20 protein-coding genes are annotated in these 22,201 nt (G+C 55.5%); 11 read left to right on the forward strand and 9 right to left on the reverse strand.

The annotated features are described in order from the left end of the window. Positions 1 to 12 precede the first annotated feature (12 nt). From ACZCED_RS15725 to ACZCED_RS15750, 6 genes are all read right to left on the reverse strand, one after another. Positions 13 to 2,643, reverse strand: coding sequence for a chemotaxis protein CheW (locus ACZCED_RS15725; RefSeq protein ID WP_464861164.1), 2,631 nt, complete (start codon positions 2,641 to 2,643; stop codon positions 13 to 15). 63 nt (positions 2,644 to 2,706) lie between these two features. Then, positions 2,707 to 3,060 carry a response regulator gene (locus ACZCED_RS15730; RefSeq protein ID WP_462971799.1) on the reverse strand — a complete coding sequence of 118 codons (354 nt, stop codon included), beginning with the start codon at positions 3,058 to 3,060 and terminating at the stop codon, positions 2,707 to 2,709. Between the two features lie 58 nt (positions 3,061 to 3,118). After that, positions 3,119 to 3,646: a chemotaxis protein CheW gene (locus ACZCED_RS15735; RefSeq protein ID WP_462971798.1), complete on the reverse strand. Its 528-nt coding sequence runs from the start codon at positions 3,644 to 3,646 to the stop codon at positions 3,119 to 3,121. Positions 3,647 to 3,661: 15 nt separating this feature from the next. Next, positions 3,662 to 4,900, reverse strand: coding sequence for a chemotaxis protein CheB (locus tag ACZCED_RS15740; RefSeq protein WP_464861165.1), 1,239 nt, complete (start codon positions 4,898 to 4,900; stop codon positions 3,662 to 3,664). 179 nt (positions 4,901 to 5,079) lie between these two features. Then, entirely contained in the window at positions 5,080 to 7,542 is a 2,463-nt protein-coding gene (locus tag ACZCED_RS15745) for a methyl-accepting chemotaxis protein (protein ID WP_462971796.1), read from the reverse strand. Positions 7,543 to 7,663: 121 nt separating this feature from the next. Further along, positions 7,664 to 8,548 (reverse strand): phosphate/phosphite/phosphonate ABC transporter substrate-binding protein, encoded by an 885-nt coding sequence (locus ACZCED_RS15750; protein ID WP_462971795.1) that lies wholly within the window; start codon positions 8,546 to 8,548, stop codon positions 7,664 to 7,666. A gap of 1,084 nt (positions 8,549 to 9,632) precedes the next feature. Here ACZCED_RS15750 and ACZCED_RS15755 point away from each other — a divergent pair. Both ACZCED_RS15755 and ACZCED_RS15760 read left to right on the forward strand, forming a co-directional pair. Beyond that, positions 9,633 to 10,394 carry a dimethylarginine dimethylaminohydrolase family protein gene (locus ACZCED_RS15755; protein WP_464861166.1) on the forward strand — a complete coding sequence of 254 codons (762 nt, stop codon included), beginning with the start codon at positions 9,633 to 9,635 and terminating at the stop codon, positions 10,392 to 10,394. Positions 10,395 to 10,398: 4 nt separating this feature from the next. Beyond that, complete coding sequence (locus tag ACZCED_RS15760) at positions 10,399 to 10,707, forward strand: hypothetical protein (RefSeq protein WP_462971793.1); 309 nt, start codon at positions 10,399 to 10,401, stop codon at positions 10,705 to 10,707. 121 nt (positions 10,708 to 10,828) lie between these two features. On the opposite strand, the gene ACZCED_RS15765 is transcribed toward ACZCED_RS15760, so the two are convergent. Further along, positions 10,829 to 11,179, reverse strand: coding sequence for a DUF190 domain-containing protein (locus ACZCED_RS15765; RefSeq protein WP_462971792.1), 351 nt, complete (start codon positions 11,177 to 11,179; stop codon positions 10,829 to 10,831). 23 nt (positions 11,180 to 11,202) lie between these two features. Continuing rightward, positions 11,203 to 11,580, reverse strand: a complete 378-nt coding sequence (gene crcB, locus ACZCED_RS15770) for a fluoride efflux transporter CrcB (protein WP_464861167.1) — start codon at positions 11,578 to 11,580, stop codon at positions 11,203 to 11,205. Between the two features lie 223 nt (positions 11,581 to 11,803). On the opposite strand from crcB, the gene ACZCED_RS15775 reads away from it, so the two are divergent. The 4 genes from ACZCED_RS15775 (at position 11,804) to ACZCED_RS15790 (ending at position 15,861) form a co-directional block, all read left to right on the forward strand. Then, positions 11,804 to 12,274, forward strand: coding sequence for an Lrp/AsnC family transcriptional regulator (locus tag ACZCED_RS15775; RefSeq protein ID WP_464861168.1), 471 nt, complete (start codon positions 11,804 to 11,806; stop codon positions 12,272 to 12,274). A 39-nt stretch (positions 12,275 to 12,313) separates the two neighbouring features. Then, the gene (locus ACZCED_RS15780; protein WP_464861169.1) at positions 12,314 to 13,540 is read left to right on the forward strand and encodes an LL-diaminopimelate aminotransferase; all 1,227 of its coding nucleotides are present in this window, start codon (positions 12,314 to 12,316) and stop codon (positions 13,538 to 13,540) included. A gap of 17 nt (positions 13,541 to 13,557) precedes the next feature. After that, positions 13,558 to 14,841: a diaminopimelate decarboxylase gene (locus ACZCED_RS15785; protein WP_462971788.1), complete on the forward strand. Its 1,284-nt coding sequence runs from the start codon at positions 13,558 to 13,560 to the stop codon at positions 14,839 to 14,841. A gap of 405 nt (positions 14,842 to 15,246) precedes the next feature. Beyond that, entirely contained in the window at positions 15,247 to 15,861 is a 615-nt protein-coding gene (locus tag ACZCED_RS15790; protein WP_462971787.1) for a hypothetical protein, read from the forward strand. A 104-nt stretch (positions 15,862 to 15,965) separates the two neighbouring features. Here the strand turns inward: ACZCED_RS15790 and ACZCED_RS15795 are convergent, their stop codons facing one another. Then, positions 15,966 to 16,910, reverse strand: coding sequence for an SDR family oxidoreductase (locus ACZCED_RS15795; protein ID WP_462971786.1), 945 nt, complete (start codon positions 16,908 to 16,910; stop codon positions 15,966 to 15,968). Between the two features lie 713 nt (positions 16,911 to 17,623). Here ACZCED_RS15795 and ACZCED_RS15800 point away from each other — a divergent pair. The 5 genes from ACZCED_RS15800 to ACZCED_RS15820 all read left to right on the forward strand — a co-directional run. Beyond that, a complete protein-coding gene (locus tag ACZCED_RS15800) occupies positions 17,624 to 17,860 on the forward strand; it encodes a MoaD/ThiS family protein (RefSeq protein ID WP_462971785.1) in 237 nt (78 codons plus the stop codon). A gap of 3 nt (positions 17,861 to 17,863) precedes the next feature. Continuing rightward, positions 17,864 to 18,724 (forward strand): HesA/MoeB/ThiF family protein, encoded by an 861-nt coding sequence (locus ACZCED_RS15805; protein WP_462971784.1) that lies wholly within the window; start codon positions 17,864 to 17,866, stop codon positions 18,722 to 18,724. Positions 18,725 to 18,939: 215 nt separating this feature from the next. Continuing rightward, on the forward strand, positions 18,940 to 19,806 hold the full coding sequence (locus ACZCED_RS15810; protein ID WP_464861170.1) for a cache domain-containing protein: 867 nt from the start codon (positions 18,940 to 18,942) through the stop codon (positions 19,804 to 19,806). Continuing rightward, on the forward strand, positions 19,778 to 21,094 hold the full coding sequence (locus tag ACZCED_RS15815) for a methyl-accepting chemotaxis protein (RefSeq protein WP_464861171.1): 1,317 nt from the start codon (positions 19,778 to 19,780) through the stop codon (positions 21,092 to 21,094). Before ACZCED_RS15810 ends, ACZCED_RS15815 begins: the two co-directional genes overlap by 29 nt. 378 nt (positions 21,095 to 21,472) lie before the next feature. After that, the coding region (locus ACZCED_RS15820; RefSeq protein WP_464861172.1) for an MFS transporter at positions 21,473 to 22,201 on the forward strand (729 nt) is incomplete at its 3' end.

The raw sequence follows: 22,201 nt of genomic DNA on the forward strand, positions 1-22,201 counted from the left end.
TCGTGGGAAAGATCACAACACGGCGGCGGCCAGCCTTCTTTCAGACTCCCGCTCCTTGGCCATGACCACCAGTTCGTCCACATTGAGGATCAGCGATATGCTGCCGTCACCCAAAATGGTCGCTCCTGAAAACCCGCTGTTTTCCTGCAGGTAATCTTCCAAGGGTTTGATCACCACTTCCTGTCGTCCCAGCAACTGGTCTACAATTAAACCGGTTCGACCATTTGCGGCTTTGACCACCACAACGAAAAAACGGCCATCCGATCTGGCCGGCGCCGGGTCCGGCATGTTCAGCAGATCACTCAGCCTGACCAGCGACAAGGGTTCGTCGTGCAGATGCATCATCTCGCTGCCGTCGACGGTGAAAATCTCTCCCCGGTCGAGGCGAAAGGTCTCCTGCACAGCGCTCATCGGCACCGTAATGTGACTGCCTGCGCACCGAATCATCATGGCCGGGATGATGGCCAGGGTCAGCGGGATTTTAATCCTGATGCGGGTACCCACATCCTGCCGGGTGTCGACAACCAAGGACCCATTTATCTTTTCGATGTTACGCTTGACGACGTCCATGCCGACGCCGCGCCCTGAGGTGTGCGTCACCTGATCCGTGGTTGAAAAACCGGGGAGCATGATCATGTCGATCAGCGCCTGTTGATCCATTCGCTCCAGGGTCTCCCGGTCAGCCAGCTGCTTTTCCACCGCCTTTTGGCGGATGCGGGAAAGATCGATACCCTTTCCGTCATCGGTCACCTCGATGATAACGTTGCTGCCTTCATGATAGGCCTCAAGCAGCAACACGCCGCCTTCCGGCTTGCCTTTTCGTTTTCGGTCTTCACATGCTTCGATGCCGTGATCCACGGCGTTACGAATGATATGGATCATTGGATCGGCCAGCTGTTCAATGACCATCCGATCCAACTCGGTTTCTTCGCCACGGAATTGAAGCTGGATTTTTTTATCCACATCCTTGAGCAGGTCATGAACGAGTCGCGGATAACGATTGAAAAGCCTTGATATGGGCAGCATCCGCACCTTCATGACTTGTTCCTGGAGTTCACTGGACACCCGTCCCAACATCGTTGTGGCGTCGTTAAGGCGTGCGCTGAAACCGGAAATCAGGCGCTGATCCGCTTTGTCCAAGGGAAATCGATGGTTGAGATAGTGAGTCATTTCGCGCATATCGGCAAACAGCTGGGCAAATGAAGAACGATTTACCACCAACTCTCCCACCTGGTTCATCAATTCGTCAACCTTATCCGCATCGACGCGGATGCTCTTTCTGATCGTGCTTCTTGCACTGAAGCTTTCAGATGCGGTCTCATCGGCCGATACCGGCTCCGGCGGAATCGGGGTTGAAAAATCAAGCGCCCGTGCGGCGGTTTGGGTTTCTATCTCAGGCATTTCCGGTGCAGGAATGGAAACCGCCGGGGCCTCGGGCCACAAATCTGCCTCTTCTTCATGTCCGGCAGAGGATCCGGTTGTGGGATTGTCGACGTGTCTGTCGGCGACAATTTTCGTTGCATCGTTTCGATCCGTGCCAAAGTCGTCGAGGATGGCCAAGGCCTCGTCTTGCTCACCTTCCAACCCGGATGCCGGGGGCCTGTAATCAGACACATCCGTATCCGAGGAAAACTGCATGGCAATCGGGTCCCCGTCTGCTTGGTCTTCACCGGAATCTTCAGCATCCGTATCGCTGTTTGTCATGGACGAAAAGGTTTCATCCAGTGTTTTTGAAAGAAGGGATTCCCTCTCATCGTCATCCATCGCAGGAAGACCGGCCAGCAGATGGGCAATATTCGAAGAGGGGAGCGAGTCCGACTCAGAGGGTTGACCCGATGGCGCAGCGCCAATGGGTGCCGCCGTCGGAAAAGAAACGTCGACAGCCGCCAGCGATTCGGCATTGGGGAAAAGCTCCTGGATGCGGCCAACGGAGATGGAGATCAATTGCAAAAAAGTGTCGATGTCGTCCGCGCCGGCGCTTTCCGACCGGGAAGAAAACGACTCCAGCGCTGCCAGCATGTCGTCATATACCGCCGACAGGGCATCGTATCCCATATAGTTGGCCGTGGCCGCCAACCGGTCCATCTGATCGGCCATGCGATCGGCCGCCTGGGCGACAGCTTCGCCCCGAGCCATCTGCCCGGCCGTTTCCATCAACTGCTCGATTCCCGTGGTCAGCTGTTCCATGAAAATGTCGAACAGCTCCGTATCGGCTTCGCCGTCATAAACAGCTGCCGCCTCCGCCTCGTCACCGCCCGGTGTCGGACCGGAGGTAATGGCATCCACCCGTGCCAGCAGATCGTCGATTTCCGCCGACTCCTGGCCCGATTCCTCGACTTGTGATATCAGATCGCCGATCCGATCCCTGGCATCGATCAGCAGGTCCACCGCCACTTTGTCGGCACGCAGACTGCCGTCACGAAAAAGGTCCAGAAGATTCTCCAGACGATGGGTCAATCGGGCGATCCGCTCGAAACCCAGGTACTCGGACGCCCCCTTGATCGTATGCATTGACCGAAAGATCGTATTCAACAGCTCCCGGTCTGCCGAATCCGACTCCAGGCGCAGCAGGCTGCTCTCCAACTCCTCCAGGTGCTCCCGGGTCTCATCCGCAAAATCATCAAGCAGAGAATTATCTGTCATGGAACTCTCCTTCTTTCCATCGGTGGATCATGGTGCAATATTCACATGCCGGCACAAAGAAGCTCACAGGCGATCGATCAATTCAAGAATCTCGGCAGTTTTATGCTTATTGATGTAACCTTTTGCCCCGATTTGAACGGCCTCTTTGCTAAACTTATCCTCATCAAGGTTGGAAAGCATGATGATTCTGGCACCGGCGTCGAATTCCAGAATCGCTTTGGCAGCTGCAATTCCATCCATGCCGCGCATGGTGATGTCCATGGTGACGAGTTCCGGATTCAGCCTCTGGTACAGGGCGACGGCATCATCGCCGCTCTTGGCTTCACCGACGACGGCGTGGCCGGCTCCGATCAGGGTCTGCTTGATCATTTTTCGCATAATGGACGAATCGTCCACCACCAGAATCGTCTTTCCCATCCACCATTTTCCTTTTCAAATGATACGGCATAAAACGAGTCCATGCCGCTGAGCCGGATCAAACGCTTGCCGGCACTTTTGATCGTTTCATGGATTTTAATTTCTTGATTTCATCAACCATGAGAATGCGGCTGAATTCAAGAAGTATTAAAAGCCGCTGGTCCAACTTGCAGACCCCTTGGATGTACTGGCTTTTCAAGCCGGCCACCACGATGTCGGGCGGTGGTTTGATGCTGTTTTCCGGGACGTGCAACACCTTGGTGACCCGATCGACGACAAACCCGGTGACTCGACCTTCAACGGTAAGAATTATAATCCATACATCCGGGTCGAGATGAGCCGGCTGGACGAGTTTCAGTCGTTTCCGAAGATCAATCACCGGAATGATGCTGCCTCTCAGGTTGATCACACCTTCAAGAAAGTCGGGTGCGTCCGGAATCGGGGTGATGGATGAATCCCTGATAATCTCCTGTACGGTGAGAATATCCACCCCAAACATCTCTTCGCCGATAAAAAAGCCCACAAGCTGCTTGGTTGCTATTACTTCGGCTGATTCTCGATTAGTTTGCGCAAACGGTTCGTTCATTAGCGCTCTCTCCTTTTAGTGGCTGGTGTCCAGACAATATCGCTGGATTGCTTCGGCCATTGTGATCCCGGGGAGTACCGCGGACAGACCATACTGCTTGGCAGTCGTGGCGGTGGTGTCATTGCACAGACAGGTTTTCGGGTCCTGAATGATGGCATTTCCACCTCCTTGGAGAATTGCTCCGATACCCGCTATGCCATCTTCTCCAATGCCGGAAAGCAATATTCCGGATGCACGGTCTTTCAGGGTTTCGGACAGGGACGCCATCAGCGTGTCACACGCTTGCCCGGGACTTTCAGTATTTTTTGGCTGCAGGTGAATCGACAGTTTTCCCGATCCATTGGTTACTTTCACCTGCTCAAAAGCCGACGCCAGATAGCAGGTGCCAGATTGCAGTGGCGCTCCATCGACAGCGCGGCGCACGGGCATTTGACTGTGCTGGTCCAGGTATGTGGCGAAGGCGTCTACGTGGGGTGCCGCCGCATAAAGCACGGACAAAAAAGCCGCCGGCAGCTGCGGCTTGATTTCGGGTATCAACCCCAGCAGCGATCCGTATCCGCCGTAAGAGCTTCCGATGGCAAAAACGCGATCACATTCCTGCGTGCCGACTGCTTTCTTCTCACAGGCTACTTTGGCCGGACGCAGGTATCGGATGGTGTCGATTCCGGCGCGGGCGGCGTTTTTCACCCGGCTGATAATCAGTTCGTGCTGGCTTTTCAGATCTTCCTTAAGCAGGCTGGAAGGTTTTTGCAAAAAATCAACGGCCCCATACCGCAAGGCTTCAAAGGTTTCCAATGAACCCTGGCCGGTGAGTGTGCTGAACATGACCACCGGCGTCGGGCATTTGATCATGATGTGCTTGATGGTGGTCAGGCCATCCATGACCGGCATGTTGACATCCAGCGTCACCACATCGGGTTTGAGTTCGGGGATCAGTTCCAGCGCCTTCAGTCCGTGTTCCGCCTCGCCCACCACCTGCAATTGGTCGTCGGCAGAAAACATCTCCTTGATAATCTTGCGAAGCAGTGTGGAGTCGTCCACGATCAGCACAGAAATCGGCTTTCCGGATAATTCCTGCGACCCGCATTCAAGCGCCATTTTGGCGAACGCATTGAGCCCGCCGTCTCCCATGGACGGTTTGGAGACCATCAGAAGCTCGCAGCATTCGGTGCATTCAAATGTATGCAGATGTTCGCCAAGGTTATCCGACCTCAGATCGTTCCTGGCGCCGCATTCTTCACAGAATATGATCATCTCTTCAATTTTCTCCAACGACGGCCAGCAGGCCGCAGGGTGTTGGTGCCTCCGGATTGGTCGGCACTCTCGATCGGTGCGGTTATGAGGGATGCGGTATGTGCGTCACCGCATTGGTTCGACTATAGCCGGCCGCATCCCTTTTGCATCGCCACTGCACCGGTGAACTGCGTATCGTGTTATGCCTTTTCCTCGTCAATGCGGAACTGGGCAATCTGCCGGGTCAGGCTCGATGACAGCTGCCTTAACTCTTCGGTGATACCCACAACTTCGGAGGCACCGGCCACTGTCTGGCTGGCGCGGGCTGCCGATGCCGCAGCAATTTCGATAAGGCTCTTGGACCGTTGGGATTGAAGGTCGGTAAGGCCTCTCATTTGCTCACTGCGCTCCACCACACTGCGCATCTCCGAGCCCACATCGTCAGCACTCTTTTCAGCCTTCTTCACCAGTTCCGAAATCGCCTTCGATTTGGCAGTCAGGGCTTCCAGAGCGGCCTGGGCGGCCTCGCGACGCTTACCCTGCCGACCGGCCATGCCGCCGATTTCCATGGCAAGGGCATTGAGGCCTTCCATCAGGGCGGTCACCTCCCGCGTCTGCTGGTTCAACGTTTGGGTCATTTCAGAAATGTTGTCGATGGCTTCCCGGTTGATCTCACCACCTTTGGCGATTTTTTCCAGGGATTGTTCAGATCGTTCGGTCAGGCGGGTTCCCTCCTGAACACGGTTGGTCGACTCCTTAATAAGCTGGCCGATTTCTTTGGCAGCTTCCGATGATCGTTGGGCCAGTTTACCCACTTCATCGGCAACCACGGCAAAACCCTTTCCGTGAACACCGGCACGGGCGGCCTCGATGGCGGCGTTGAGCGCCAACAGGTTGGTCTGTTCGGCGATATCCGTGATGACTGAAATGATATCGGATATTTTTTCGGAAGACTCGGCAATGGCCTGCATACCCAAGACGGTTTCCTTAACGGATCGAGCGCCTTCCTGGGCCGCGGTGAGAACCTCCTGCCCGTGTTCGGTAGCCCGGCCGGAGGCACGCGTCATCTCCGTCACGATGTTATCGATCTGCTTCACGGCATCGGTGACCTTGCCCACCTGTTCGCCCTGCTTGCCGGCGGTAGCCACAACCATTGCACCGGTTTCGCCCATTACCGTCACACGTTCACTGGCGATATTAGCCTCCTGGATCTGTTCGCTGGACGCCTGCCCCATCTGGCGCATGTTCTCGATGAGGGCTTCAACCCGCCGGTAGGACAGGTTGGCGGCGTCACGCTGGGAGTGAGAGAACTGGGCCACTTCACCGGCGGTGGCGCCCATCTGGTTCACCGTCTCCTGGATGACACCCATCTGACGCTCATCATCGGTGGCACGTTCCTTGTTGGCCGTTGCCCGTTTGGACACCTCGCCGGAAAATGAGTCCACCTCCGTCGCCGCGATATCGGCGACCTTGAGTGACTCTCTTAGCGCACCGGTCATGTTGTTGAACGCCTTGGCCATCAAGCCGACCTCGTCACCGGTCTTGACCGGTGCTTGAAGGGTCAGGTCGCGATCGGTGGCCACCTTGTTGACCACGCTGGCAATCTCGACGACCGGCCGGGAGATTCCGCCGGAAACCAGGTAGACGACCCCCAGCAGCAGCAGCATCGCCACATTTCCAATAATCAGGGTCGTATAGAATAACCGTTGAGGTTGCTCAAGCACCTTGTCAATCGGGATGTTGACGGCAAGGCTCCATTTCTTCTTCGCCGATCCAATGGCAATGGGTGCCAGAACGTAGTAGGTTTTCTTACCGGTGGTCTTTGACACCTTGTACTGGCTGGATTCGCGGCCGGCCTTAACGTCCTGGATGACCTTAGGGTCAAATGCGAAAAAATCCATGTGCTTGCCCACATTGGCCTGCTTGGTGGGGTGGGCCACAAAAATACCGTTGTTGGCGATAAGAAATCCGTAACCGATCTCAAAGAGCTTGATCTGCTTCACCAAGGGTGTGAAGGAGTCTACCGGCATATCGATACCGACCACGGCAACGACTTTATCTTTGAATCGGACCGGAACCGTGACGATCGTTTTAAGTTGTGTCGTTTCGCCCACCGTGTAGGGGATGGGATCAAACACCACCTCCTGGCCGGAATTCAAGGATTCAAAGTAGTAGGCCCCCTTTTCCGGATCCGTGTAATCGACCAGCGGTTCGATATCAATCTCGCCGGGCAGTCGGTTCCAGTAAGGTAGATACCGGCCGGTTTCATCGTGGCCAAAAGCATCGATGAAGTCAGAGTCCTTTCCATCCAGGGCGTTGGGCTCCCAACAGGTCCAGACGGCGAGAAAACCGGGGTTTTCCTCAAGAACCCGTTTGAGAATACCGTCCATCATGTCGCGCGGCGGCACACCCTGCTGCTTCATACCCTCGAAGGAGCGGGCAAGGGCTTTGGCAATGTCCATGGGTCGCCCCAGATCGGCCCGCACCTGGTTGGCGTAGCGATAGGCGATTTCACGGGCCTTGTCCAAAGCTTCTGCTTCGGCATTGTTCCTTGCATTGTAGCCAATGTAGGTGATGGTTACCGTAAAGGCGAGCCAGGCCACCGAACAAATGGAAAGCAGCAATTTTGTTCTCAGTTTAAGGTTACGGAATTTTTGCAGCATGGTTTTGGCCTCCTAAGAAGGATTAACAAAAATAATAAGCCGGTAAAGGCGAAGTTCTATTGAATGACTACCCGCTCTGTCGTAAAAACGCGTTCATCGCGCCAGGGCGTACCATTAGTCTCTATTTTGCGTTTTCGATAATTCTCAGGCATTCGGTCACAGCCGCATAATCACCCGGATAGGTCCATTTATATACTTTGGCTGCATCCAGCGCCTCGTGTTTGTTCGGCAAAAGCATCAGCACTTTCGTCACCTTCCGGCGAAGTTCGCGATCCGCGGGTTGGCAGGCGACAAAGGGCCATTCCGGATAAAGCCGGGTGGAGTGCACGAAGGCAAAAGAATCATCAATTTTATTAATGATTTTAAATTCTTCCATTTTTATTTTTCCCTCTGCCTCCATTCTTTCAAGGGTGTCGGAACGGACCGTCCCCACATCGACTTCACCTTTTTTTACCGCCATCACCACGTTATCGTGCGTTCCCCCTTCCAAAAAGGCAGAACAGTCGGTCTTCGGGTTGATCCCTCTATCCAGGAGCAGGCGCCAGGCCATCTGCCCGCCCCCGAAAGATGAATATTTCACGCACATGAACCGTTTTCCCCGGATATCATTGATCTTACGTATCCGGCTGTCTCGAGGAACAATGATCACACCGCCGAATTCTTGCAGGGCAACATCCTGCCTGCGGTTGACCATTGTGGTAAGGGCCTTGAGATTGTATTTTTCCTCCATCGAAGAGAAAAAACCTGAATTGGCGATCAGGAAATGGATCTCGTTGTTTTTAAGCGCCGGTTCGATATCAACAAATTTAAGAGGCACGATGACGAATTGCTGAGATAATTTCTCTGATAAAATGGCTGCCGTGGGGTTCCATTGTTGATACGCTTTTTCGGCTCCGCGTTTGGCTAGAACACCGATCCTGATTTCCTGGGCATAGGCCATGGATGATCCGAAAATCCCAGTCAATAGGGTAAATGCGACAATCAGTTTCCAATGCACCATTTTCATTCTACAATCTCCTTCGGGCTGACATGTAATAATTCGCTTAGATGCGTGATCAACTGTGAGCAGAACTCGGTAACAGACATGGATTCCGGTTGGCTCATAAGTCAGTTCGGACTATCATTCTCTTTATGACCAAATGCTGATTAGGCTTTTGACATACAAGTTTGTCCATTTTTTCTGTATATCGACCGACCGGCAACAAGCTTTAGCGGCGAGCACCATATTTGCCACCCGTTATGCGTTTAAGTAGACCAGCCTATCCATTCCATGAGCAGCACCTCAACTTACCTTGCTGCAAGTGCAATGCCATCTGCAATTCACCAAAAGGGATATAATTCAAACCCATTAACCCATTACCCCGGGAGCCCCGATGCAAACCGCTTGAATCTGATATTTTCTATGATTTAAAATCATCATGCGGTCTGCATGTACCGTTTAAGGGTCAAGTAGCACATCGACCGATTTTCCAGAAACTTTAGCGCCAGGTCTGACCATTTGGCTCCGCTTGAACGGTTGGGAGCAAAATGTCGGTTGGAGCAGGCGCGATAATTGGGTCAACAAGCGCCCCTATCAGAGGGTAAAGACCTGGTTATGTTGATTTGAGAAAGGACTTGATCGTCAGTGGTATATTTTTAGGTTGGATCGGATCGAGTCGTTGAAGGCGCCATCATCGCGCAAAAATGATAACTTGCCTGCGAGGATCTCAGCATGAACTTATAATTTAATTTATTCTAATTTTTTAAAATTATATATTTCTTTTAATATTTTTATCTTAAATTAAAACATAGCATGTCTTTCTCATTGAATCGATTCTGACTATCTTGAAAGCAAAATGCATGTCTTACAGACCCGTTTTCCCTCTACAATTGGACGATCTTACCCACCCTTACCGGCAGAGTAAGCAGTAAAAGGGGGCCAAGATTATTGGGGTTCCCTGGCATATTCAAAAATAAACGAACCGCATATCATGCGCCCAAGCCATGGAAAGCTGTTTATTTTACCATCCAACACTGCTAAGGGTGCCTCGACACAACTAACCTGGTCAGCCTGCACGCTGGCCAATAAAGCCAATAGGAAATGAATCATCATGACATTTACCCATGCCATTACCCGGCGACCCGGCAAAGATATGGCTGCCGGCATCACCACATCAACCCTGGGTCCTCCGGACTACAACCAAGCCATGAAACAGTTCGATGCCTATATTGAAACCTTGAACCATTGCGGGCTGTCGGTGACCGTACTCGATCCGCTGGACGGATATCCCGATGCCCATTTTGTGGAGGATGCGGCCGTGGTGACCCCGGATGTAGCGGTGATCACCAATCCGGGTGCCGTTTCTCGCAAAGGGGAAGTACCATCCATCGCGGCGGCCCTTCAGCATTTTCGCAAGACCGTCTGGGTCCAGCCACCCGGGACCATCGACGGCGGCGATGTGCTGATGGTCGGACGCCATATTTTTATCGGACTGTCGGAAAGGACCAACCAAAACGGTGCCCGACAGTTGGGCGAAGCCGTGACCGGTTTTGGTTACACCTGGACACCGGTGCCCGTTGCCGCCGGCTTGCATTTCAAATCCAGTGTCAATGCGGTAGGCGACGACACCCTCCTGCTCACCCGATCCTTTGCCGATCATCCAGCCCTGGCCGGTTTCCACCGAATCGTGATTTCGCCGCAGGAAGCGTATGCGGGGAACACCCTGCTGGTCAACGACCACCTGATCATGCCCGCCGGGTTTCCCGACACGCGGCAAAAACTCAAGTCCCTGGGCAAGCCGCTCATCGAACTGGACGTCAGCGAATTCAGGAAAATGGACGGCGGCCTGACCTGCCTCTCCCTGAGGTTCTGATCCCGTGTCCGAAGACACCGGCCGAGACGTGGAAAGCGGAAATCGCGTACGGCAGCATGGTCGCTGGTGGTGGCTCGGCCAATTGATGCTCACCGGCATGGCCTGTTTTTTTGTCTTTTTCGGAATTTCACTGCTGGCGGCATCCTACCAGCTCGGGGACCCGTTTTCCTTCATCATGACATTTTTTGCCGCCAGCCTGATCATCCTGATCAGTATCGTGATGGTCATCGGTTTTGTGTTTCGCATGAGGCGGGTGATGCTGATCGGTCGGTCCATGAACAATCACGAGGTGGACGATAATGCCTCTCGATAGGCCGGATCGGCATCATGGGGAGGTCTACAGGCAGTTGCGAATCGGTTGATTCGTTCGATAACGCCGCCATGGCTTGGCAGACGATTGCCGATGTGGGTTCCGGTCAGTTGGAATCCGGCATTCAGCCCTCTTTTTTGCCCCTGGCCCGATACATGCGCACCTGGGCCTTTTCCACCGTGACAATGCCTTCGGTAATGGCGTGATCGATGGTCTGAAGAAAGGATTCGATCTTCTCCTTGGTGTCGATGATCTCCACGACGACGGGCAGGTCTTCGGAAAGCCGCAGAATCTTGGTGGTATGAATCAGACTGTTTGCACCGAATCCCTGGATGCCCCGCAGCACCGTGGCGCCGGCCATGCCCTTGGACCGGGCCTGCTGAACGATCCATTCGTAAAGGGGCATGCGTTTATGCTTGTTGGCTTCACCGATGAATATCCGTAACAGTTGCCCTGCTTCCTTGAATACGGTCATCCCCTCCCCCTATTGATTTCGATTTAGAGCAGCCGGGATAGCATGTGACCGACCAAAACCGCCGCCAGTCCCAGTATCAGACTGATTCCCACATTTCCGAAGGAAGCCAGCCATTGTCCCTCTTTGGCCAGGTTGAAGGTTTCCAGGCCAAAAGTGGAAAATGTGGTAAAACTTCCCAGAATGCCCACAAAAAGGAACGCCCGCCATTCCGGAGAAAAAAACTGGCGGTTCTCCATCAGACCGCCGCCGATGCCGATCAGCAGACAACCGACAACGTTGACCGTCATGGTTCCGACCGGAAAGGATTCAGCTTTGGCCAGCGTATGCACGCCTCCGGCCACCAGGTAGCGAAGGATCGCGCCGACGCAACCACCCAGGCCGATGATGACGAATTTCAGCATCACAGACTCCTGCGGATCGCTTGGAATAAGATTTTTCGCCGGCCAGGGATTCGTTCAATCAGCCGGTGTTGAACCATGAATAGTGAATAAGCATCAAGACTTCAATCTTTTTCTCCAGCCCTCAGGCTGCTTAAATTCTGACCGACAGGCTCTTTTAAGTACATTATTCTTGACATCATCAAAATTAGAGAATATTATTCCTTATAATAGGGAAAAATAAAGAATGATTGACGACGTTAGCCTAAAAATTCTGAAGATTCTGCAGAAGAAAGCGCGTATTCCCAACGTGGAAGTCGCCCGCCAGGTAGGCATGGCGCCCTCGGCAGTCCTGGAGCGCATCCGCAAGCTGGAGAAGATGGGCCTGATCAACGGCTATGAAGTCCGGCTCAATCCCGAACGCTTCGGGAAAAGCCAGGTGGCTTTTGTCAATGTGCGCACCAGCGGCAAAGCCGAGGAGCATGGCCTGGTGGAAACCCTGGCAGCCATTGCCCAGGTTCAGGAAATCCATTACGTGGCCGGCCGGGACAGCTACCTGCTCAAAGTGCGTGAAACCGACACCAAGGCGCTTGGGCGACTGGTGAGGGAACGGATTGCATCGTTGAAGGGGGTGGTCTCCACCCGCACCACCATTGTCATGAACACATTCAAAGAAACGGCCAGGATCCCCATCGACGATCAGGATTTGATAGGGTGATCCGTCGACCCGCCTGGCAACATGCAAACGAGGTATTTTATGATTCGCATCAATGACAACTACCTGAAACTGAAGGCGTCCTACCTGTTTTCCGATATTGCCAAGCGCGTTACCGCCCACCAGCAGCGTCAGCCCGACCCGGCCGTGATCCGACTGGGTATCGGCGATGTGACCCGTGCGCTGCCCGAGGCATGTATCTCCGCCTTTCACCGGGCCGTTGATGAAATGGCCACCGACGGCAGCTTCCGCGGATACGGCCCTGAGCAGGGTTATGATTTCCTGAGGGAAGCCATCGCCGAAAACGATTTTCGGGCCCGCGGGGCAGATATCCGTGCCGAGGAGATCTTCGTCAGCGACGGTGCCAAATGCGATACCGGCAACATTCAGGAAATATTCGCCACCGGCACCCGGATCGCCATTCCCGACCCGGTCTACCCCGTTTACCTGGACACCAATGTCATGGCCGGCCGGACTGGGCAGTATCGCAACGGACGCTATGAGGGCATCGTTTATCTGGAGGGCCAGGCGGAAAACGGTTTCATTCCCGGCCTGCCCACCGAGCCGGTGGACCTGATCTACCTGTGTTTTCCCAACAACCCGACCGGCGCCACCATTACGGCAGACCAACTCAAGGAGTGGGTGGATTATGCGGCGGCCAACCAGGCCATCATCCTTTACGATGCCGCATACGAAGCCTTTATCCGGGACCAATCCCTGCCCCACTCCATTTACGAGATCGAAGGCGCCCGGCAGGTGGCCATCGAATTCAGAAGCTTTTCAAAAACGGCCGGATTCACCGGCACCCGATGCGCCTATACGGTCGTGCCAAAGAGCCTGATGGCGTTTTCGGCAAGCGGTGAGGCTCATTCGGTCCACAGCCTGTGGAGTCGACGCCACAGTACCAAGTTCAACGGGGTTTCCTACCCGGTACAGCGAGCCGCAGAGGCGGTTTACAGCGATGCCGGCAAGCGCCAGGTGGCCGAACTCGTCGACTACTACATGGCCAATGCCCACCTGATCCGTAAAGAGATGCAGGCCTTGGGCTACCCATGCATCGGCGGCGAGAACTCGCCGTATATCTGGGTAGCGACGGGAAAAGCGTCCTGGACCTTTTTCGACATGCTGCTGGAAAAAGCCGGCGTGGTCTGCACGCCGGGTGCCGGTTTCGGCACCTGCGGTGAAGGCTACATAAGGATCAGCGCATTCAACAGCCATGAAAATGTAACCCTGGCGATGACCCGGATCCGCCAGGCCCTGGATACCTGAGGAACCGTCCCATGCCCATGTCTGATGCATTTGAGATTAGGCTGTACCCCCTGTTGAAAGAGATCGTCGCTCACTTCGGCACACCGTTTCACATCTACGATGAGGCCGGTATCCGGTCAACCGGACATCGGCTGAAGCGATGTTTTTGCGGCATTCCCGGCTTCAGGGAGTACTATGCGGTGAAGGCCCTGCCCAACCCTGCCATACTTGCCATCATGGCGGATATGGGCTTCGGATTCGACTGCAGCTCGGTGGCCGAGCTGGTGTTGAGCCGCCGGGTGGGCGGCAGCGGTGAAGACCTGATGTTCACCTCCAACAACACGACCCACCAGGAGTTCGCCATGGCCATGGCCGACGGGGGCAGCATTGTGAATCTGGATGACATTTCGCTGGTCGATAAACTCCCGGCCATCCCCGACCTGATCTGCTTTCGCTACAACCCCGGCGAACGGCGATCAGGAAATGCCATCATCGGCACGCCCGTGGAAGCCAAATACGGGGTGAGCCACGAACAGCTGATCGAGGCCTACCGAACGGCCCGGGACCGGGGCGCCAGGCGATTCGGGCTGCATACCATGCTGGCTTCGAACGAGCGGGATCACACCTATATGGTTCAGACGGCGGCCATGCTGCTGGAACAGGCGGAGCGAATCAGCACGGCGCTGGGCATCCGTTTCGAGTTCATCAACATCGGCGGCGGCCTGGGGATCCCTTACCGGCCCGCAGACACCCCGCTGGATGTGGAGGCCATGGCCCAGGCCATCACAGACGCGTTCCATGCCTTCTCCCGGCGCAACGGTTACATGCCGAAGCTGTATATGGAAAGCGGCCGCTTCATGACCGGCCCGCACGGGGCACTGGTGGCCACCGCCATCAACCGCAAGGAGATCTACCGCACCTACGTGGGCCTGGACGCCTGCATGTCCGCCCTCATGCGCCCGGGCATGTACAATGCCTACCACCACGTCACCATCCCCGGCAAGGCCGTGGGCGCAACCCAGGTCGTCGACGTGGTCGGATCCTTGTGTGAAAACAACGACAAGTTTGCCGTCCAGCGTCCCTTACCGCCCATAGCTGAAGGCGACCTCGTGGTGATTCACGACACCGGTGCCCACGGCCACGCCATGGGCTTCAACTACAATGGAAAACTCCGTCCCAAAGAACTGCTGCTCAAAGCGGACGGCACGGTCGAGTTGATCCGGCGGGAGGAACGCCTGGAAGATTATTTTGCAACCCTTTCATTCACCCCTGACGCGCTGCACACAAGGATGCGGTCGACAACCTGCCAATTGGCCAACTGACCGCGATCGGATGGCCTGGCCGGAATTGCTGTGACCCCACGACACCCGGTTTTTTCCGTTTTGTCCGACCGGCGTGCGAATGGCGTGCGAATGGCGTGGTCGCAACGCCACACCAGTTTCAGTTAACGGTTATTTCAGAATCCGGCTAAAGTCGCTCACCGACCCGGCCGATAGGTCTGGATAAATATGCGCCTGATCTTTACTTCACCGGCTTTTCCATATACTGTCTAAAATGGTAAGGCTTGGTATCATTCCTTCTCGCCAGATGATCGAGGGTTATTCCAGTTTGCATTCAGCACGACATCTAGACGTAAGCTTGATCATGAGCGAACCGTTCAGCTAAAACATCGTTGACTAATTTTTACAGGGCTGTTTTATATCTGACAGCAGAACAAAGGAGATCCCATGGATGATTTTTTGCACAATCTGAGAAGTGGAAAACTGAAGCAGCCGGACCGGGGCAGGCGTGATTATACCGACTACAAAGGCCCCCAGCGCCGCGCGGGAAACGAGCGCCGAAAACCGGATTACTATGCCAAGGTGACCAGTGAGAATTTTGCCCTGGTCAAGGACAGCCTGGACGTCCTGGCAGACAACCAGAAACGTATTGCCGATGCATTGGCAGCCCGAAAGAAAACGGACGCCCGCATCGCCGGCGCACTGGAAACCATCGCGGCAATGCTGGCACGTCATTGGGGATATGAGAAAGAGCTGCCCCAACTCAGCGAACCCGTTGAGGGGGAGCCGGAATTGGACGGGGATGCAAGGGACAGCCTCGTTTCAGGTGAGGCCGTGGACAGGTTTGCCGGCATCGGTGCAGGCAATCGGAAGATCAGCGATCAAGACAGGCCCAGACTGTTGGGTGTCATCACCTCCATGCGGACCGAAGGCGACAGCTGGGAGAAAATCGCCCGCCATATGGACGAGCGTGACATCCCTACCGTGTCAGGCAAAGGGAAATGGCGCGGTCCGGCCGTAAAGAAATTCTGGGAAGCCCAAACCGAAGCCACCGGATCCTGAGCCCCGTCGACACTCACCACGCCCGCCCTTTAACGGATGGCAACCCATTGAACCCCAACCTGAACGACGGCGCGCCTGAGAGCGCAAGTCGTTCGATCTGCCTGTCATGCAGGATTCCGGTACCAAGCCAGGGTATTGACCAACCCCTGGCGAAGCGCCATCTGCGGCCTGAAACCAAGCGCTTGCCGAATCCGACCGATATCGGAGACCGACTCACGGATATCGCCTGCCCGAGGCGGGTCGAAAAGCGGATCGATCTGCACCTTGGAGAGCCCGCCAATCATTTTCCACAGGTCGAGAATGCGGATGATCTCACCGGTGCCCACATTGAACACCCCGCCAGCTGCCGCCGCTTCGGTAGCGGCCAGCAGATTGGCCCGGACCACATCCTTGACGTAAATAAAATCCCGGGACTGGAGGCCGTCACCATAAATGGTGGGTGCTTCGCCGGCAGTCGCCTTCTTCATGAATATGGAGATCACCCCGGAATAGGGTGACGACGGATCCTGTCGGGGGCCGAACACATTGAAATATCTCAGGCAGACCGTTTCCAGCCCATACAATCCAGCGAAAACCGAGGCGTAAAACTCGCCGGCGAGCTTTTGTACCGCATATGGGCTCAGAGGCTTGGGCGCCATGTCTTCGGTTTTGGGCATACGGGGATCGTCGCCGTAGACCGCACTGGAACTGGCCATGACCACCCGCCGCACGCCATTTCGCCGGGAGGCGTCCAGCACCCGAACCGTTCCCAGGTCGTTGACCTCGCATGAATGGGAAGGGTCCTGGACGGATTGGGAGACCGACACCACCGCTGCCTGGTGAAACACCACGTCACACCCCTTGACCACCCGGTTCAACAATCCGTCGTCCCGAATATCCCCCTCGACGAAATCGATCCGGTCTCCTAAATGATCGATGTTGTGGCGGTGGCCGGTGGAAAGATTGTCCAGCACCGTCACCCGACATCCGATGGCCGCCAGTTCATCAACCAGGTGGGAGCCGATAAAACCGGTCCCTCCTGTTACCAGCGCACGACTGATTTTTCCCATTTAAAGCGATCCTTTCATTGGCAGGCTGTCACCCGAAAGAAGGCGCTTGCCATGATCCCGGCCCTTAGGTTAAGAAGAAAAGCAAACGATTCAGCGGTTAAGGGTCAACCGACAACCCAAGCCACAGTGAGGATCAACGGTAAATACCGACCCGGCAAACGATCACCTACCGGGCCAACACACGCTGCGATTCGCGGTTTCATCTCAACACCGGCCTCAACCCATTGCCATGCAGCCACGCAAACCCATCGTCTGCCGAAAATGCCGGTTTTACTACATCACCTGGGACACTCGCCGGCCCCACGGTTGCCGGGCCATGAGTTTCAAGAGCCGGCGCCCCCCCAGTCTCGTCGTCCGCCAGAGCTCGGGGCAGGATTGCCTACACTATACCCCCAAAGATGAAACGGACGGTAACCAACCCTGATGGAGCTACTGCATAAATGCCAGGCGGCCTTAAAAGGATGAACATCGAACGTCTTCCGGGGAGCGGGTTTTGTTCACTGCACGCCCCAGCGACGAGAGATGAAGCCTGACGCAAATATCGGACCTTTTTGCGAGATTGCCTGAGCTGGGCGATGATGCCACAAGACGATGCCAAAAGCAACGGATGCCGAACCATCGATGCCCACGCTGACTTGCTTGACGAAGTACGTGTTTGGTCTTAGATTTTACCTGGCCTATCGATGCGACCACACCCATGGATGAGGGTTCCCATGACCACGTCACACATTCAACTCAAACTGTTCGCCGCCCTGGCCCACCTGTCGCCCGAGAATTCCGACCGTGTGCCCATTCAAGCGGGCATCACCGTCAAAGAGATGCTGGACCAGCTGGCCATACCTACGGTCAAGGCCCATCTAATCTTCATCAATGGTATCAAGCGAAGTCTTGAAACCCGGTTGAGCGGCGGCGAACGCGTGGGAATCTTCCCGCCGGTGGCTGGCGGGTAATCCATGGAAAATACGCTCGATCGCCGTCTCGACGCACTGGCCCGGAAATCCGCGCTGGCCGATGGCACCCCCTGCCGGACAATTGGGGCAGCCGAAGTGATCCGCCTGTCAGAAGAGGCCGGCGTCTCAGGGCGGAGGGTTGAATTGGCCGCCTTGAGACAGCACATCCTTCCGGACCGTTACCTTCGCAACATGAAAACCCTTTCCGAATCCGATCAGATCAGGCTGCTCGAATCAACCGTCTGCATCGTGGGATTGGGAGGGTTGGGGGGAACGGTGACGGAGACATTGGCCCGCATGGGAATCGGGCGGTTTTGCCTGGTCGACGGGGACGTGTTTGAAGCCCATAACCTCAACCGCCAGCTTCTCAGCGCCGTCGACCGCATCGGCATGCCGAAAGTGGATGCCGCGGTCATGCACGTCAGGAGGATCAACCCAGGCCTTGAGGTGACTGCCGACGCCACCTTCCTGACTCCCGAAAATGCGCACTCACTGCTGGGTTCATGCGACCTCGTGGTGGACTGCCTGGATAACATCCACTCCCGGTTCACCCTCCAGGCCGCGGCCAAGCATGCCGGCATTCCCATGGTATCCGCTGCCGTCGCCGGCATTTCCGGACACGTGACCACCATCTTTCCCGAAGACAATGGGCTCGAAACCATTTACGGGCCCGAAGACCAGCTCAAGATGACCAAGGGCGCTGAAACCCGCTTGGGCTGCCTCTCACCGGGGGTCAATCTGATCGCCTCCCTGGAGTGCAACGAGGTGCTCAACGTGCTGCTTCAAAAGGATCACACCCTCAAGAACAAATTACTGGTTGTCGATCTGGCCGATTACACCGTTGAGACCCTCCGGCTTTCCTGAACCGCCGCCGTTAGCCCTTACCGCCGTTGCCTGTTTATCGACCCGCAACAGCAAGCGCATCTCTCGACGCTTGTCGGATCGAATCTGAAATACCGGGCATCTTTGCGGCCGGAAGGCCGTGATTGATCCTTTCTCGAAAAAAAAAGTCGAAAAAATATTTTAGTTTAACAAATAGGTGCCGAATACCTGAGCAACATCTATCCAAGGAGGTCGCCATGGGCATCGGAAAAAAAATCATCCTCGTCTCTCTTGCCGGAACCATTCTTCTGGGAATCGTTGCCTTGATTCTCTCTGTCAACTCGCTTCAGAAGCGGGGCGACGCAGAGGCGGCATTTGCCCGCTCCATGATGATGGAGGAAAAAAAGGGCAAACTCCAGGACCTGATCAAGAGCACCTACGCGGTCATCCAGGCCCACTACGACTATGCCCACGATCCCGAAAAAGTCGCCGCCACCTATCGTTCGCAGCTAAAAAGCATCGTGGATGTGGCCTACAAAACCGTCGAGCAGGTCCACTCCCGCGACGACCTCACCGAAGCCGAAAAAATGCACCTGGCCGCAGAACTCGTCGGCGCCATGCGCTACAATGATTCGGACTACCTGTGGATCAACGACATGGGGCCCAAGATGGTCTTGCACCCCATCAAGCCGGCGTTGAATGGCAAGGACCTGTCCGATTTCAAGGACCCCGAAGGGAAAAAGCTATTTGTCGAAATGGTTAATGTCTGCCGCCAGGACGGTGAGGGCACGGTGGACTATCTGTGGCCCAAACCGGGTCATGACCAGCCCGTGGCAAAGCTATCCTACGTCAAGCTGTTCAAACCGTGGAACTGGGTCATCGGCACCGGCGTCTATCTGGAAGCGGCCGAACAGCGGTTCATGGAAGACGCCAAAAAGGCCGTCGCCCAGCTGCGTTACGGCTCCAAAGGCCAGGACTATTTCTGGATCAACGACATGGGGCCCAAGATGATCATGCACCCCATCAAGCCTGAACTGGACGGCAAGGACCTGTCCGGCAGCCAGGATCCCAACGGGAAAAAAGCTCTTCGTCGAGATGGTCGATGTCTGCCGGGACAAGGGTGAAGGGTTTGTCGACTACATGTGGCCCATGCCCGGTCACGACGCCCCGGTCCCCAAGCTCTCCTACGTCAGGCTTTTCGAGCCCTGGGGCTGGATCGTCGGCACAGGCATTTATCTGGACGATGTCGACCAGGCGGTCACATCCAAGCAAGCCGAGATCAAGGCGGCTGTTTCAACTCAGAGGAACGGCCTGATCGGGTCGATCCTGGTGCTGCTCGCCTTGACCGCCGGAGGCGTGGCCTTCGTCAGTCGACGCATCACGCGTCCCATCGTCACTGCCAGTGAGATGCTCAAGGACATCGCCCAGGGCGAAGGCGACCTGACCCGTCGTCTGGAAGTTGCAAGCAACGATGAAGTGGGCGAGATGGCCAAATGGTTCAATGTGTTTGTCGAAAACGTCCAGCGCATCATCGGGTCGGTAGCGGAAAACGCGCGCCGGGTGAATGACGCCTCCGCCGAACTGAACGCCATATCGGACCAGATGTCTTCGGGCGCCGGCCAGACGTCGGAAAAAGCCAACACGGTTGCCGCCGCCTCCGAAGAGATGAGCACCAACATGAACAGCGTGGCCGCCGCCATGGAAGAGGCCGCCACCAATGTGGGCATGGTGGCCACAGCTGCCGAAGAGATGACGGCCACGATCAAAGAGATTGCCCAGAACACGGAAAAGGCCCGTGGGATCACCGGTGACGCCGTCAGTCAGGCAAGCAACGCCTCCTCACAGGTGGCTGAACTGGGTACGGCTGCCCAGGAAATCGGCAAAGTCGTCGAAACCATCACCGAAATCTCCGAACAGGTAAACCTGCTGGCATTGAATGCCACCATCGAGGCAGCCCGGGCCGGTGACGCAGGCAAAGGCTTTGCTGTGGTGGCCAACGAAATCAAGGACCTGGCCCGCCAGACGGCCTCGGCCACCGGAGAGATCAAAACCAGGGTTGAAGGGATCCAGAATTCAACCGATGGCACCGTCACGGAGATCGGCAACATTACGCGGGTGGTCAATGAAGTCAACGAGATCGTCGCCACCATTGCGACTGCCGTGGAAGAGCAAAGTGTCACCACCAACGAAATTGCCGGCAATGTGGCCCAGGCAGCTCAGGGCATCGATGAAGTCAACGAAAACGTGGCCCAAAGCTCAACCGTCTCAGCTGAAATTTCGCACGATATCGCGGAAGTGACCCTGGCGGCCAGCGAAATTTCCAACAGCAGCGCGCAGATCAGCATGAGTGCGGAATCGCTCAATGGGCTGGCACGGCAACTCAACGAAATGGTGGGACGATTCAAGGTATAGCGACCACAGCGCCATTGGAAGGTACCCAAAGCCGGGGCGGAGCAGTATTCCGCCCCGGCTTTTTTTGACAATAGAGACCCTTTATCGCATCCAGGTAACAGCGAAGGAGTTCCCATCATGCCCCGCAGGCATCGGTCGTGTGGGCCTTTTCAGTGGTTTTTTATGGGCTTGTTTTTCGCAAGATGCGCGTAACCAATTGGTTGGGCAGCCACGTTTTCCGCCACCACGTCAGCAAACGGTCGATCCTGGCGTTTGACAACATTTCCCTGTCTAAGCTACTCTCGACTAATCTGAAAGCAACCGGCAAATAGTCTTTTGGCAAGCAACAATACTCCCAAATAAAACAGACGGCGGACACGCCTTGAAAAAGCGGGGCCCGTGCATGAAAGGCTAATTGCCCAGATGGCGGCAACCCGATTCGATAGTTGGCTGATACTGGTCTTTATCTCCCGCATCGCACTGTATGCGAACTTCATGGTATACGCTGCCTGCGTACCGATCCTTCTCGACAAATGGAATATGTCTGCCACCCAGGCCGGGAGCATCTCGTCTGCCTTCATGTTTGGCTACGCCGCGTCCCTGTTCGTTTCAGCCTGGCTATCGGATCATTTTGGGGCAAAGCGATTGTTTCTCCTCTCGGCTTTTCTCAGCGCATTCTCGGCCCTGCTGTTCGGTTTTTTTGCCCATTCCTACCTGTCGGGGTTAATACTGTATGGTCTTGCCGCGACCACCCAGGGGGGGCTGTATACGCCCGCGATCATGCTCTTCTCGGAACGCTACGACAGGTCGAGACGCGGCACCGCGATCGGATATCTGATTGCAAGCACCTCCGTGGGATACGCGTTTTCACTGGTTGTGTCGGGGCTGTGCCTTTCCTGGGGAGGATACCGGGCCGCTTTCATCGTTACCGGGTGCCTGCCTTCAGTCGGCCTTGTCTCTTCTTGGTATGCGTTGAGAAAAACCCACAATCACCGCCATCCACGTACCGAGCGCATTGGCGTATCGACTGTTTTGCAGCGCAATCGCAACGCGCGCCTGTTGATCGCTGGATATACATGCCACTGCTGGGAGTTGTTGGGCATGTGGTCATGGACCCCGGCTTTCTTT

The organism is Desulfosarcina sp., from assembly GCF_055467485.1.

Excerpts from the sequence above, each read along its gene's own strand:
- ACZCED_RS15785 (WP_462971788.1), top strand. The coding sequence starts at position 13,558 with ATGTCTGATGCATTTGAGATTAGGCTGTACCCCCTGTTGAAAGAGATC.
- crcB (WP_464861167.1), bottom strand. The coding sequence starts at position 11,580 with ATGCTGAAATTCGTCATCATCGGCCTGGGTGGTTGCGTCGGCGCGATC.
- ACZCED_RS15725 (WP_464861164.1), bottom strand. The coding sequence starts at position 2,643 with ATGACAGATAATTCTCTGCTTGATGATTTTGCGGATGAGACCCGGGAG.
- ACZCED_RS15815 (WP_464861171.1), top strand. The coding sequence starts at position 19,778 with ATGGTCGATGTCTGCCGGGACAAGGGTGAAGGGTTTGTCGACTACATG.
- ACZCED_RS15765 (WP_462971792.1), bottom strand. The coding sequence starts at position 11,179 with ATGACCGTATTCAAGGAAGCAGGGCAACTGTTACGGATATTCATCGGT.
- ACZCED_RS15740 (WP_464861165.1), bottom strand. The coding sequence starts at position 4,900 with ATGATCATATTCTGTGAAGAATGCGGCGCCAGGAACGATCTGAGGTCG.
- ACZCED_RS15795 (WP_462971786.1), bottom strand. The coding sequence starts at position 16,910 with ATGGGAAAAATCAGTCGTGCGCTGGTAACAGGAGGGACCGGTTTTATC.
- ACZCED_RS15730 (WP_462971799.1), bottom strand. The coding sequence starts at position 3,060 with ATGGGAAAGACGATTCTGGTGGTGGACGATTCGTCCATTATGCGAAAA.
- ACZCED_RS15735 (WP_462971798.1), bottom strand. The coding sequence starts at position 3,646 with ATGAACGAACCGTTTGCGCAAACTAATCGAGAATCAGCCGAAGTAATA.
- ACZCED_RS15775 (WP_464861168.1), top strand. The coding sequence starts at position 11,804 with ATGATTGACGACGTTAGCCTAAAAATTCTGAAGATTCTGCAGAAGAAA.
- ACZCED_RS15805 (WP_462971784.1), top strand. The coding sequence starts at position 17,864 with ATGGAAAATACGCTCGATCGCCGTCTCGACGCACTGGCCCGGAAATCC.
- ACZCED_RS15750 (WP_462971795.1), bottom strand. The coding sequence starts at position 8,548 with ATGAAAATGGTGCATTGGAAACTGATTGTCGCATTTACCCTATTGACT.
- ACZCED_RS15790 (WP_462971787.1), top strand. The coding sequence starts at position 15,247 with ATGGATGATTTTTTGCACAATCTGAGAAGTGGAAAACTGAAGCAGCCG.
- ACZCED_RS15755 (WP_464861166.1), top strand. The coding sequence starts at position 9,633 with ATGACATTTACCCATGCCATTACCCGGCGACCCGGCAAAGATATGGCT.
- ACZCED_RS15745 (WP_462971796.1), bottom strand. The coding sequence starts at position 7,542 with ATGCTGCAAAAATTCCGTAACCTTAAACTGAGAACAAAATTGCTGCTT.
- ACZCED_RS15780 (WP_464861169.1), top strand. The coding sequence starts at position 12,314 with ATGATTCGCATCAATGACAACTACCTGAAACTGAAGGCGTCCTACCTG.
- ACZCED_RS15810 (WP_464861170.1), top strand. The coding sequence starts at position 18,940 with ATGGGCATCGGAAAAAAAATCATCCTCGTCTCTCTTGCCGGAACCATT.
- ACZCED_RS15800 (WP_462971785.1), top strand. The coding sequence starts at position 17,624 with ATGACCACGTCACACATTCAACTCAAACTGTTCGCCGCCCTGGCCCAC.